Origin of the sequence: Tessaracoccus flavescens (assembly GCF_001998865.1) — a bacterium.
GTDB classification, from domain to species: domain Bacteria; phylum Actinomycetota; class Actinomycetes; order Propionibacteriales; family Propionibacteriaceae; genus Arachnia; species Arachnia flavescens.
This window is the reverse complement of sequence record NZ_CP019607.1, coordinates 337,901-350,491: the sequence shown is the minus strand read 5'-3', so window position 1 is coordinate 350,491 and position 12,591 is coordinate 337,901. Positions and strand designations below refer to the sequence as shown.

The following is a 12,591-nucleotide window of genomic DNA, read 5'->3' as shown; positions in this document are numbered from 1 at the left end:
TACGACAGAACCCATTTCACGAAACAGAGGTCTTCCATGCCCCACCGTAACGCCATACTCACCGAAACCGGACGTCTGCACCTGGCCCAGCTCGTCGTTGACCAGGGCTGGACCCTGCGGCGAGCCGCGGAACGTTTCGGTGTCGCGGTCAACACCGCCCGCCGCTGGGCGCAGCGTTACCGCGAACAGGGCCTGGCCGGGATGGTCGACAAGTCCTCTCGCCCGAAGCATTGCCCGCATCAACTCTCGCAGCGCACCGAGCGTCGCATCGTCGGGTTGCGTGTAACCAAGCGCTGGGGCCCGGCCCGGATCGCCTACCACCTTCACCTGAACCCCTCGACGGTCCACAAGGTCATCAGGCGCTACGGCTGCCCACCCCTGCGATGGACCGATCCTGCTACCGGAGCCAGGATCAAAACCTCACGCGCCGAGAAACGCCGCTACGAGCACGCCGCCCCCGGCGACCTGGTCCACGTCGACATCAAGAAACTCGGCCGGATCCCCGACGGCGGCGGCCACAAAGTGCTGGGCCGTGCCGCGGGTACCCGGAACAAGACCAGAACCGCCACGAACCGCCGGCCCGGGTATGCCTACATCCACAACGCCGTCGACGACCACTCCCGCTTGGCCTACAGCGAAATCCTGACCGACGAGAAGAAGGAAACCGCCGCCGCGTTCTGGCAACGCGCCAACGCCTTCTTCAACGCCGCCGGGATCACCGTGACACGAGTCTTGACTGACAACGGCGCCTGCTACCGCTCCAACGCCTTCAAAAAGGCTCTCGGCGACGACATCACACACAAACGCACCCGCCCCTACCGACCCCAAACCAACGGCAAAGTCGAACGGTTCAACCGCATCATGCTCGAGGAATGGGCCTATGCCCAGCCCTACACCTCCGAAACCCAGCGAGTCGCCGCCTTCGACCAATGGCTGCACCATTACAATCACCACCGAGGCCACACCGCGCTCAAGGGACATCCCCCAGCCGCGCGCGTACCCAACCTATCCGGGGTGAACAGCTAGCGCCCTCAGTGCGACCATTATCCCTCATGCACGAGGCCCCATTCGTGAGCTCTCGCGGCGAGTGCGGTCCGGTTGCGCAGGTCCAGCCGCGTGAGCAGCCTGCTCACGTAGCTCTTGACCGTGCTGGTGGCGAGGAACATCTTCTCGCCGATCTCCGCGTTGCTGAGCCCCTGACCCAGCAAACCGAGGAGCCGCAGGTCGGCGGGCGACAGGTCCGGCGGAGGTTCGCTGTGCACCTGGAGGTGCGCGCGCAGGAGCCCCGTGACGAGCTGCGGCGAGACGAGGGCGTCGCCGTTGAAGGCGGCCCGGATCCCGTGCTGGATGAGTCCGGGGCTGTCGGTCTTCAGCAGGAAGCCGGAGGCCCCTGCCGCGAGGGCCCGGCTGAGCGTCAGATCGTCGCCGAGGGCGGTGAAGCACACCACCTTGGAGTCGACCGGTTCGACTGTGATCCGCCGGGTCACCTCGATGCCGCTCAGCTTCGGCATGTTGATGTCGACGATCGCGACATCGGGGCGCAGCCGGGTCGCCTGCTGGACCGCGGCAACGCCGTCGGCTGCGGTGGCCACGAGCTCGATGTCCCTGGTTCGCGACAGATATGCCGCCACCGCCCGCTGGGCGAGTGGATCGTCCTCCGCGAGGAGAACCCGGATGATCTGCGCCATGTCAGCAGGGTATCCCTTCGTCCATGAAGACGCCCAAGAGGGGCGCGTTTGCCGCCCCCTGAGGCTATGATCGCGCCCCTCCAGTTTGCTCAGGCGGCCCCGGACCGCGAGACTGGATCGGTGTTGCAGGTGAAGGATCTCGAGGTGCGGGCAGGGGCCCGTCTGTTGCTGGAGCCAGTGAGCTTCCAGATCATCCCGGGAGACCGGATCGGACTGGTCGGCCGCAACGGCGCGGGAAAGACCACCATGACCCGGATCCTCGCGGGGGAGTCCCAGCCGGCTGGCGGGACGGTCAATCGCAGCGGCCAGCTCGGCTACCTCCCCCAGGACCCACGCTCCGGCGATCCCGAGCAGATCGCCCGCGACCGGATCCTCGGCGCCCGTGGCCTCGACCAGGCCATCGCCAGGATGCGGCGCACCGAAGAACTCATGTCGAGCACCGACGGCGCCGAGCGCGACGAGGCCATGTCGGCCTACGCTCGCGCAGAGGCCGCCTTCCTCGCGGCAGGCGGCTACGCGGCCGAGTCGGAGGCCGCGCGGATCGCGTCGAACCTCGGACTGCCTGACCGGGTGCTCGCCCAGCCACTCAAGACGCTCTCGGGAGGTCAGCGGCGACGCATCGAGCTCGCACGGATCCTCTTCTCCGATGCCGACACCCTGCTCCTCGACGAGCCGACCAACCACCTCGACGCCGACTCCATCGTCTGGCTGCGCAGCTACCTGCAGGGATTCTCCGGCGGGCTGATCATCATCTCCCACGACACGGCGCTGCTCGAGGCCGTCGTGAACAAGGTCTTCCACCTCGACGCCAACCGGGCAGAGCTGGACATCTACTCCATGGACTGGAAGCGCTACCTGCTGCAGCGCGAGACCGACGAGAAGCGACGCAGGCGCGAACTGCACAACGCCGAGCGCAAGGCCGCCCAGCTGATGGCCCAGGCCGACAAGATGCGGGCCAAGGCCACGAAGGCCGTCGCCGCGCAGAACATGGCAAAGCGCGCGGAGAAGCTACTCGCAGGCGTCGAGGGGGAGCGCGCGCAGGACCAGGTCGCCAAGATCCGCTTCCCGGATCCCGCCCCGTCGGGCAAGACCCCCGTACGCGGCTTCGGGCTGAGCAAGTCCTACGGTTCGCTCGAGGTGTTCACGGCGGTCGATCTCGCCGTCGACCGTGGCTCGAAGGTGGTCATCCTCGGCCTCAACGGTGCGGGAAAGACCACCATGCTGCGCATCCTCTACGGCATCGAGGAGCCGAGCGCCGGAACGGTCGAGCTCGGCCACGGGGCACGCGTGGGTTACTACGCCCAGGAACACGAGACCCTCGACGTGGAGCGCAGCGTGCTCGACAACATGGTCTCCGCCTCGCCGAACCTGAACGACACCGACGTGCGCAAGGTGCTCGGCTCGTTCCTGTTCACCGGCGATGACGTGGCAAAGCCCGCAAAGGTGCTCTCGGGCGGCGAGAAGACGAGGCTCTCCCTTGCCATGCTCGTCGTCTCCGCGGCCAACGTGCTGCTCCTCGACGAGCCGACCAACAACCTCGACCCCGCCTCGCGGGCCGAGGTGCTCAACGCGCTGCGTACCTACGCCGGCTCGGTGGTCCTCGTCACCCACGATCCAGGCGCCGTCGAGGCCCTGCAGCCCGACCGCGTCCTCGTGCTTCCCGACGGCGTCGAGGACCTCTGGTCCGACGACTACGCCGAGCTGATCGACCTCGCCTGAGCCGCAGCCAAACGCACAACCTGTTTGAGCGGTGCGCGCAAACACTGTGCGCATTCGCTCGCTCTGGTGACCGCTCACGCGGTGCGGCGGGTCTAGGGTTGCACCGTGGCTCGAATCAAATTTGGAACTGGCGGCTGGCGCGCGATCATCGGCGACGAATTCACCCGGGCGAACGTTCGGCTGCTCGCGGCCGCGCTCGCCACGAGGATGCAGGACGAGGGCGTTGCGGGGGAGGGCATCGTGATCGGCTACGACCGACGGTTCCTCTCCGACGTCGCGGCAGAGTGGGCGGCGGAGGTCTTCGCCGGCTACGGCATCCCCACCCAGGTGATCAAGATGGCGCAGGCGCCCACCCCGCTGATCATGTGGACCGTCAAGGACCGCGACTTCCCCTACGGCATGGCAATCACCGCGTCGCACAACCCCGCCCTCTACAACGGCATCAAGGTCTTCACCCGTGGAGGCAAGGACGCAGACGAGGACGTGACGCTGGACGTCGAGCGCCGGATGGAGGCCCTCGAGGGGGCGCCCGAGGCCGACATCCCGAGCGTCGCCTACGCAAAGGCGATCGCCTCCGGTGAGATCCAGGAGGTCAACACCTTCAACGGCTACATCGACTCGATCATCTCCCAGATCAACATGGAGGCCATCCGTGAGGCGGGCCTCAAGGTCGCCCTCGACCCGATGTTCGGCGTCTCGAAGACCTCGCTGCAGACGATCCTGATGACCGCCCGCGTGGACGTCGAGGTGATCAACGACCGCCACGACACGCTGTTCGGCGGTCGGCTTCCCTCGCCCACGTCGCACACGCTGCAGGCCCTCTCGCGCTTCGTGGTCGAGAACCACTGCGACCTGGGCATCGCCACCGACGGTGACGCCGACCGGATCGGCATCATCGACGACAAGGGCCACTTCCTGCATCCCAACCAGCTGCTGGTGATCCTCTACTGGTACCTGCTCAAGTACAAGGGCTGGAAGGGTGCCGTCGTGCGCAACGTGGCGACCACGTCCCTGCTCGACGACCTGGCTGCGAAGTTCGGCGAGCAGGCCTACGAGGTACCGGTGGGCTTCAAGTGGATCTCGGGCAAGATGCTCGAGACCGACGCGATCATCGGCGGCGAGAGCTCCGGAGGCCTGACCGTGCGCGGACACATCTCCGGCAAGGACGGCATCTACGCCGCCGCACTGCTAGTGGAGATGATCGCCGTGGTGGGCAAACCGATGAGCCAGATCTACGAGGAGATCACCGGGCAGTTCCCACCGCACTACATGGCGGAGACCGACTTCGCCTTCGACCCGGAGCGCAAGCCCGAGATTCTCAACACCTTGATGGTGGAGAAGAAGCTCCCCGAGTTCAGCGAGCCGGTGGTGCGCACCTCGTACGAGGACGGCTGCAAGGTGTACTTCGAGGAGGGCTGGATCATCGCCCGCTTCTCTGGCACCGAGCCGCTGCTGCGCATCTTCTGCGAGCTGCCGAGCCGCGAGCGCGCCGAGAAGTGCTGCGACGAGTTCCGCGAGTTCCTCCGCCTCTGACCGGTAGACGACGGCCCGACACCCCGGAGGGTGCCGGGCCGTGCGTCGTTCAGGCCGCCTCGTCCAGCAACGCCACCAGGTCGTCGCGGCGCAGCAGGGCCCCGAAGGCCGGCAGTCCGGGCTGGAGCACACCGGTGGAGGACTCAGTCGATCCGGCTGACGATCGCCTCCCACGGGCGCATGGTGGACTCCCTCGGGCCGCCGAGGACCGGGACGATCCGCCCCGTCAGCTTCGGCCGCCTGCGCTGTTTCGGGCTCAGGTTGGTCTCGATCAGGAACCGCTCGCCGTCGAGGCTGCGCTCGTAGGCGAGATAGCCCTTCACCTCGGGACGGACCCAGGTCAGGTCGCCGAGCGTCAGCGCCCGATGGTGACGCCGCAGCGCGATCAGGTCACGGTGCCAGGCGTAGACGGAGGCGGGATCGGGGACCTGCTCGGCCGCCGAGAACCCGGGCGCCTCGTCGCGGCCCTCCAACCAGGCGACGGCGTCGCCGAACCCGCCTTCCCGGGTCCAGCGCATCGGCACCCTCGCGTGGTCGCGCGACCCGGCGAGGATCTGACGCCACAGGGCACGCGGGCCCACCCCCTCCGCCAGCAGCTCCGCGTGGCGGTTCACCGACTCGACGTCGCGGAGCTGGTCGATGTGCTCAAAGCCCTGGTTGACGGCGGCCAGCTCCTGTCCCTGGTAGAGGAAGGGGGTGCCGCGCATCGTGAGCTGGACGGTGGCGAGCAGCTTCCCGACCGCCGTCCGCACGGCCGGATCCCGCTCCGCCCCTCCCGCCAGCTTGCTCAGCATCCGGGGATTGTCGTGGTTGTCGAGGAACACGGCGATCCAGTCATTGGGGCTGAGCTCGCTGAGGTAGGTCCGGTAGAAGCGCTTCAGGTACTCGGGGTCGTAGACGTAGTCGTCCCAGCGCGTGTGTCCGGGGGTGTCGAGGACGTCGAAGTTGAAGATCAGGTCCAGCTGGTCGCGACCACCGCCGCTGAGCAGGCGGCCGAGCTGCACGCCCACTCCGGGCGTCTCACCCACCATCACCCCGACGGGGTCAGGGGGTAGCGGGTCGCCGAGAGAGCCGTCGTCAAGTCGTCGTCGAGGGGTCGAGGCTGGCGGCCGGTCCCTGGTGAAGCCGTCGCGGCGCAGACCGCGCAGGAACTCGCCGAGGCGCGGTCCGTAGAAGTAATGCTCGACCCCCACGAAACCCATCAGCGCGCCCACGAAGGCGTTGCCGTCGGGCAGCCCCTCCGGCTTGGAGATGTAGTTGATCACGTCCAGCCGGAAGCCGTCGATGCCGCGCTCGAGCCACCAGCCGACGATGTCTGCCACCTCCCGGCGCACGTCCGGATTGTCCCAGCGCAGGTCCATCTGGCCGTCGGCGAACAGGTGGAGCGCCCAGCGCCCTGCCTCCGGGAACCAGCGCCACGCCGGGCCCGAGAAGAACGAGGTCCAATTGTTCGGAGGGGTCTTCGGATCGCCCCGCTCCAGAAAGTAGTAGTCGCCGTACGGGCCGTCCGGGTCCAGGAGCGCCTCCTGGAACCAGGCGTGCTGGTCGGAGGTGTGATTGACCACGAGGTCGAGGATGATCCGCATCCCGCGCTCGTGACAGCCGCGGATGAGCTCGTCGAGATCCTCGAGGGTGCCCATCTCCTCCATGACGGCGCGGTAGTCACGCACGTCATAGCCCATGTCCTGGTTGGGGGAGTCGAAGATGGGGGAGAGCCAGACGCAGTCGACACCGAGGTCGGCGAGGTGATCGAGGCGGGAGATGATGCCGCGCAGATCGCCGATCCCGTCGCCGTCGGAGTCGGCGAACGAGCGGGGATAGATCTGGTAGAACACCGCCTCCTGCCACCACGGGACCGGGTCGGGAGACAGCCCCTCGAGCGGCAGGTCGGCCTCGGAGTTGACCAACTTGATGATGGCATCGATGAACCCTGGACCCGTGAAGCGGGAGGTGAGCCGGTCGATCAGAGACAGCCGCAGCGCTCCGGCGGCCGAGACGGCCGCCCGTGGGACCCCCGACTGCAGCAGCAGCTTGTCGATCACGTCACGGCCGACGGCGGTGCGGTAGACATCGCGGACGGTGCTACGCCTGGTCAGTGGCTGGAACGCCATCGTCTCGCCTCTCCTTCAGGTCACGCAGGATCCCCGCGTAGGTCTCCTCGTCCAGCTTGTAGCGCGAACGCAGGATCAGGTAGCTCGCCACCATCAACAGCATGGGGATCACCAGCATGGCCACCTTGAACTGGGCCGCCCCCGTGTCAGTGACATCGGAGGCCGACGTGGCCACGTCGATCCCCGAGAGGATCAGCGTGTAGCCGACGATGCCGCTGGAGATGGCATTGCCCAGCTTGTAGATGAACGGCTGGAGCGAGAAGGTCACCGACTCGTTGCGGCGGCCGAGCTTCCACTGGCCGTACTCGACGGAGTCCGCGATGAACATCACCATCAGCAATTGGATGGCGCCCTGGCCGGTGAACAGGAGCACGCCTGCCACGGCGACGAGCGGAAGCGAGGTGCCCGCGGCGAGGAACACCAGGTAGCCGAGCACGCACAAGACCGTCGCAAGCAGGTGGATCTGTCCCCGGCGCAGCCTTCGGGACACGAGTGGGAAGAGGGCGAGCGCGGTGATCTGGGTGACGCCGAGGATCGCGGCGAAGATCGGGTAGGCGCCCTCGTCGCCGAAGATGTACTTGAAGTAGTAGAGGCCGAACGAGGTGGTCGCGCCGTAGCCTGCCATGTAGGCGACCATGGCGAGCGTCACCCACAGCAACTGGTCGTTGCGCAGGATCACGGAGAACAGTTCACGCAGCGGGGTGGACTCCGTCGTCGCCGCGACGTGCTCGCGCGTCATGATCAGCGTCAGCGACTGGAAGGCGAGCATGATCACCACGAGCGCGAGGGCCACCACGAACCACGCCATCTGTGTCGATCCGAGCGCATCCGACAGCATGCCGGTGACGGGGACGAGGCCTACCGCGACGGAGAACAGGCCGACGTTGGCGCAGATCCGGGCCACCACGGCGATCTTCTCGCGCTCCTTCTGGTCCTGGGTCAACGAAGGCAGCATCGACCAGTAGGAGATGTCGTTGATCGTGTAGGCGATCTCGTAGACGATGTAGACGACGGTGAACACGATGACGTAGGACCATCCGGTCGCCCCGAAGTCGAAGAACATCAGCAGGGTGGCCACGGCCCAGAGCAGGGCACCCCAGAAGATCCACGGACGGAACTTCCCCCACCGGCTCCTCGTGTTGTCGACGATCACGCCCATCACGGGGTCGTTGACGGCGTCGAAGACCCGCATCAGCACCAGGATCGCCGTGATCACCGCCAGTTCGGGCCCGCTGATCTCCAACACATCGGTCAGGTAGAACAGCAGGTACATCGACACGAGCGCCGCGACCATGTCGCGCCCGAGGGTGCCGAGCCCGAAGCCGAGCCGGGTGCGCATCAGTCGAGCCCGGGGGTGGGGTCGAGGAAGCCGCTGACGAGGTTGCGTGAAAGCGTCTCCTGATCGGAGAACAGCGTGTCGAGCGCGGTGAGCAGGTGCGCGTCGGCGGGCTCCACGCCCTCCTCCGCGGCGTAGAGCACGGCCCTGCGGATCAGCTCCTTGAAGAACGACGCGGTCCTGGCGTCGCTGAGCCGCGCCACCTCGTCCAGCGCCTCCGAGGAGAACCCGATGTCTCCCCGGTAAAGCTCGAGGAGCTGACGTCGGGCGGCGCGGTCAGGCGGCGGGATCTCGACGGCGAGGTCGACGCGCCCGGGCCGCTGGGTGAGGGCCTCCTCCAACACGTCGACGCGGTTGGTGGTCAACACGAAGGCCACGTCCGTGTCGGAGTCGAGCCCGTCGAGGGCGTCGAGCAGGTCGAAGAGCAGCGGCTGGCCGGTGGGTCCGATCTCCCGGTCCATGGCGACGAGGTCGCAGTCCTCCAGCACCACGATGGCCGGCTGCAGGTGGCGCGCCATCGTCGAGGCCTGGCGGACATAGTGCAGCGTCTGGCCCGAGAGCAGGATGACGGTGTGGTGCGTCGCGGCGCTGATCAGGTGCCGGACGGTGTGCGTCTTTCCCGTCCCGGGCGGTCCGTAGAGCAGGATGCCGCGCTTGAGGTGCTGGCCGTAACGGCGAAGGGTCTCGGCGTGCTCGGCCACCCCCAGCACGTGACCCCGTACCCTTTCGAGGGCACCCTCGGGAAGCACGACCGCCTCGACGGGCACGTCGGGGCGGGCGTGGAAGCGGTAGCCGTCGCCCTCGGCCTCGTAGCCCATCAGGTCGAGGCTGACCACGTTGCCGCGCAGCACGGAGCGCTGCGTGCCGAGTTCCGTCGCCTCGGCGAGCAGGTCGCTCGCCGTCTGGGAGTCCGGACAGAGCACCTCGATCACCCCGACCCCGTTGCCGTGCACGCGCGAGTTGCGACGGGTCAGGACCGCGACCGGCTGGTCGTGGAAGTGGAAGAGCCGCACGCCGAGCGCGACCACCCGACGGGTCTGGTCGGCGCCGACCGCGACGTCGGCCCAGTCGACCTGACCGACGGGGGTGTTCGTCCATGGGCTGCCCACCAGGTCGGAGAGGGAGGCGTGGTGGCGATGTTCGCCCCCGCCGATCCCGATCGCGACCACGTCCGGGCCTGCCAGCAGCTCGAAGGCGACGTCGTAGTCGGCGAAGCGGTAGCCGACGATCTCCTTCGTCACGGTCGCCATCTCGCCAGCGGGACGGCCGAGATGTTCGGTGAGCACGTCCGCGAGCAGCGCCGAGGAGCCCTCCGGGCGCATCGTCGCGGCAAGCTCCCCGACCTTCACGAACTGGCTGAGGAAGGCGCGCAGATCGGCATCGATGTCCATGGGCACACAGTAGTGACGCACTCAGCCGATGCGGGCGACCTCCGGCGAGATCAGGGTGACCACGTCGACGGCGATGCTCACGTCTGCCCGGTCCGCCTCGGCCGGAAGGCCGTGGAAGGCGTTTGGCCCCATCGCGATCAGGTCGGCGACCTGGCCTGCGGTGAGCTCCGCCCGGTAACGCAGCTCGTCGCGCGAGGCCACCGCCCAGTGGGGGAAGGCCGCGCCGAGCCGGTCGGACTTGTCGGGTGAGACGCCGAGCAGGCCGTGGCGCTCGCGCAGCTCGATCAGGTGCTCGGACGAGGGCTGGGCGACGACGAGCCTCCCTCCCGGCCCGAGGACTCGGCCGAACTCCTCCGGGTTGCGGGGTGCGAACACGCACACGACACAGTCCAGCGCGCCGTCGGCGATGGGCAGGCCGGCCCAGGTGTCGGCCACGATCGATGCCGCCCTCGGGTGGGCGCGGGCCGCCCGCTTCGCGGCGGCGACGGACACGTCGGTCGCGAGTCCCTCTGCCTCGGGGTGGGCGTCCAGGACCCGTGCGAGGTAGAACCCGGTCCCCGCGCCGACCTCGGCGATCCGTTCACCCCGCGCGGCCCCGGCCACGGCGTCGGCGATCGGGTCGTAGTGCCCGGAGGCGAGGAAGCGCGCCCGCGCGTCGAGCATGGCGGGGGTGTCCGCGTTTGCGGGCGCGGCCCTTCCGAGCAGGTTCACATAGCCCTGGCGTGCGACGTCGAACGAGTGCCTGGTCGGACACCGCAGCGCACCGCCCACGGCGGAGAGGGCTTCTCCGCACACGGGGCAGCGGGTCCAGTCGAGGCCGCTCACCCGACCTCGTGCGGTGCGGGGGTCGAGGGCTCCTCGTCGACCGCCTCGTCCGGGGAGGTTCCGGCCTTCTCCCGTGCCGCCTTCGCCTTCTTCCTGTCGCGCAGGTCGGCGCGCACCAGCACGCCGATGCCGATCACGCCGATCACGGTGAACGCGAACCACTGCAGCGCGTAGCTGAGATGGGGTCCCTCGTCGAGGGCGGGTGGCGCGACCGGGACGAGGACCTCTGCCTCCGCCGGGTCGGACTCGATCACGGTGATGTAGCCGTTGACGAGGTCGGTGCCAAGGGCCCTTGACAGCACGTCGGAGTTGATCAGACGGATCGACGACTCGTGCGGGGTCATGGCGTTCTCGTCGCCGCGTTCGTTGCGTCGGACGTAGCCTGTGACGGTCACCGTCCCGCTTGCCGTTGCGGGCAGTTCGCCGTCGGGCTGGCCCGGCTGACGCACCATGAAGCCGCGGTCGACCAGGAGGGTGTCTCCCTGATCGGTCTCCATCACGGCGAGCACCTCGCTGCCGAGGGCGTCATTGTTCGAGCGGTACCTGACCTGGAACTGGTCGGGGAGGTACGTGCCGGTCGCGGTGACCCGGTACCACTGGTCCTCCTCCTCGATCACCTTGTTCATCACGTCTGCGTAGGGCTGCACACCCTCGGACTCGTGGGCGACGACGGTGGCGTTGCGTTCGCGACGCTCCTCGAGCCGGCGCAGCTGCCATTGGCCCAACTGCACGAAGGTGACCGCGAGGATCGCGCCGAGCACGCCCATCGCGATCCAGCGTTTGACCTGGCGACTCACGTGTCGGTGTCCTCCTCGACCGATCCCCTGACCACCACGGAGGACGGGAGGGCCGGCCTTTCTTCTGCTTCGTCGTGGGCCATCGCGGGAGGGCGGTGGTCCGAGTTGTTGGCGAGCAGGACGGCGAAGGCAGGCAGCACGGCCGCGGCGAGCAACGCCGCGACCTTCCACCAGCCGGGCACGATCAGAAACGCGAGGAAGCAGCCCGTGCGGATGCCCATGGTGATGAGGTAGCGCTTCTGCCGCTCCTCGAGCTCCAGCGACTGGCTGCGACCCGCGTCCGTGATGATCGTCGCGTCGGTCGTCCTGGCCATGGATCCAGCTTAGTCCCGTTCGGCAGGGTGGGACCCGACGGCTATCCTGCGTCCGTGCGGGGAATCGGAACGCTCGGGGTGGCGCTGCTGCTGCTTGCCGGGTGCGCGCAGGCAGAGGTCGCACCGAGCCCGTCACCCGGCGAGACCTCGGCGAGCAGCGCGCCCAGCTCCCCACCGCCGTCGCGGCCCGTCTCCAGGGTCCCGACGACTCCCGCTGCATCGCCGACCACCTCGGCGGTGGCGTGGCACGACGCGTTGCAGGTCGATCTCGGAGGAACCGTCCTCGGGTTGCCCGAGCAGGCCGTGGTGGAGCAGGGGGAGGGCTGGAGCGCCGTCACGGTGAGCCTGGACTCCGCCGATCCGCTCGGCCTGGTCATCGCGGGGGACCGGTGGAGCCTCGTCGCCGGTGTCCTCGAGGCAGGGGCGGCCCATGTGAGCCGACCGGTCGTCACCGACGCGGAAGGCGAGCCGGTGTCCGCCTCGTTCGTTGCGGACGGGCGAGGGGTCGTCATCCAGGTACCGGACTCGACGGCCCTTCCCGCATCGGTCAGCTTCTTCGCGGGAGAGCGCCTCGTCGACCAGGCGGTCTGGGAGTCGGAGAGCCGGATCCTGATCACGCCGAGCGGGCTCGGACGGCGGCTCGCGCCCGCCGACCCGGTCGCGGCCGTCGCGCTCGTCGACGCGGTCATGGCCCAGGTCGGAGACGACCCGAGGTTGAAGTCGTCCAGCTCGCTCAACCAGCTGGCCTGCCACATGGTCGGCGCGCGGGACAAGGCCAGCTGGAACCTCGAGACGGACCGCGAGGACAAGGGGCTGATCGGCTTCATGGCGGCGCGCTGCAACTGAGCATCCGCCTCAGACAAGCCGGGTGACCGGC

At 68.3% G+C, this 12,591-nt stretch carries 11 protein-coding genes; 4 read left to right on the top strand and 7 right to left on the bottom strand.

The genetic code is table 11. The features are described 5' to 3' along the window. Positions 1-36: 36 nt before the first annotated feature. Positions 37-1,026 (top strand): IS481 family transposase, encoded by a 990-nt coding sequence (locus tag BW733_RS01700; protein WP_077347326.1) that lies wholly within the window; start codon positions 37-39, stop codon positions 1,024-1,026. 17 nt (positions 1,027-1,043) lie between these two features. On the opposite strand, the gene BW733_RS01695 is transcribed toward BW733_RS01700, so the two are convergent. Then, positions 1,044-1,688, bottom strand: a complete 645-nt coding sequence (locus BW733_RS01695) for a response regulator transcription factor (RefSeq protein ID WP_077347324.1) — start codon at positions 1,686-1,688, stop codon at positions 1,044-1,046. A 120-nt stretch (positions 1,689-1,808) separates the two neighbouring features. On the opposite strand from BW733_RS01695, the gene BW733_RS01690 reads away from it, so the two are divergent. Together BW733_RS01690 and BW733_RS01685 are read left to right on the top strand one after the other, a co-directional pair. Continuing rightward, on the top strand, positions 1,809-3,407 hold the full coding sequence (locus tag BW733_RS01690; RefSeq protein ID WP_179947133.1) for an ABC-F family ATP-binding cassette domain-containing protein: 1,599 nt from the start codon (positions 1,809-1,811) through the stop codon (positions 3,405-3,407). 105 nt (positions 3,408-3,512) lie between these two features. Next, positions 3,513-4,940 carry a phosphoglucomutase/phosphomannomutase family protein gene (locus BW733_RS01685; protein ID WP_077347320.1) on the top strand — a complete coding sequence of 476 codons (1,428 nt, stop codon included), beginning with the start codon at positions 3,513-3,515 and terminating at the stop codon, positions 4,938-4,940. Positions 4,941-5,083: 143 nt separating this feature from the next. On the opposite strand, the gene BW733_RS01680 is transcribed toward BW733_RS01685, so the two are convergent. From BW733_RS01680 to BW733_RS01655, 6 genes are read right to left on the bottom strand one after another with little or no spacing between them, the layout of a single operon-like run. Further along, positions 5,084-7,051, bottom strand: a complete 1,968-nt coding sequence (locus BW733_RS01680; RefSeq protein WP_077347318.1) for an alpha-glucosidase — start codon at positions 7,049-7,051, stop codon at positions 5,084-5,086. Then, positions 7,023-8,390: a glycoside-pentoside-hexuronide (GPH):cation symporter gene (locus BW733_RS01675; protein ID WP_152024519.1), complete on the bottom strand. Its 1,368-nt coding sequence runs from the start codon at positions 8,388-8,390 to the stop codon at positions 7,023-7,025. Before BW733_RS01675 ends, BW733_RS01680 begins: the two co-directional genes overlap by 29 nt. Then, entirely contained in the window at positions 8,390-9,778 is a 1,389-nt protein-coding gene (locus BW733_RS01670; RefSeq protein ID WP_077347314.1) for an AAA family ATPase, read from the bottom strand. The genes BW733_RS01675 and BW733_RS01670 overlap by 1 nt, the downstream gene beginning before the upstream one ends. Positions 9,779-9,799: 21 nt before the next feature. Then, entirely contained in the window at positions 9,800-10,603 is an 804-nt protein-coding gene (locus tag BW733_RS01665; RefSeq protein WP_152024518.1) for a putative RNA methyltransferase, read from the bottom strand. Beyond that, a complete protein-coding gene (locus BW733_RS01660) occupies positions 10,600-11,400 on the bottom strand; it encodes an SURF1 family cytochrome oxidase biogenesis protein (RefSeq protein WP_077347312.1) in 801 nt (266 codons plus the stop codon). Before BW733_RS01660 ends, BW733_RS01665 begins: the two co-directional genes overlap by 4 nt. Continuing rightward, on the bottom strand, positions 11,397-11,714 hold the full coding sequence (locus tag BW733_RS01655; RefSeq protein WP_077347310.1) for a DUF3099 domain-containing protein: 318 nt from the start codon (positions 11,712-11,714) through the stop codon (positions 11,397-11,399). The genes BW733_RS01660 and BW733_RS01655 overlap by 4 nt, the downstream gene beginning before the upstream one ends. Positions 11,715-11,768: 54 nt before the next feature. Here BW733_RS01655 and BW733_RS01650 point away from each other — a divergent pair, with 54 nt between their 5' ends. Continuing rightward, positions 11,769-12,560: a DUF2599 domain-containing protein gene (locus BW733_RS01650; protein ID WP_161490103.1), complete on the top strand. Its 792-nt coding sequence runs from the start codon at positions 11,769-11,771 to the stop codon at positions 12,558-12,560. The last annotated feature ends 31 nt before the right edge of the window (positions 12,561-12,591 follow it).

What these genes read in the sequence shown, in the direction of transcription:
- BW733_RS01700 (WP_077347326.1), top strand. Translation starts at nt 37, where the DNA reads ATGCCCCACCGTAACGCCATACTCACCGAAACCGGACGTCTGCACCTG.
- BW733_RS01695 (WP_077347324.1), bottom strand. Translation starts at nt 1,688, where the DNA reads ATGGCGCAGATCATCCGGGTTCTCCTCGCGGAGGACGATCCACTCGCC.
- BW733_RS01680 (WP_077347318.1), bottom strand. Translation starts at nt 7,051, where the DNA reads ATGGCGTTCCAGCCACTGACCAGGCGTAGCACCGTCCGCGATGTCTAC.
- BW733_RS01675 (WP_152024519.1), bottom strand. Translation starts at nt 8,390, where the DNA reads ATGCGCACCCGGCTCGGCTTCGGGCTCGGCACCCTCGGGCGCGACATG.
- BW733_RS01670 (WP_077347314.1), bottom strand. Translation starts at nt 9,778, where the DNA reads ATGGACATCGATGCCGATCTGCGCGCCTTCCTCAGCCAGTTCGTGAAG.
- BW733_RS01655 (WP_077347310.1), bottom strand. Translation starts at nt 11,714, where the DNA reads ATGGCCAGGACGACCGACGCGACGATCATCACGGACGCGGGTCGCAGC.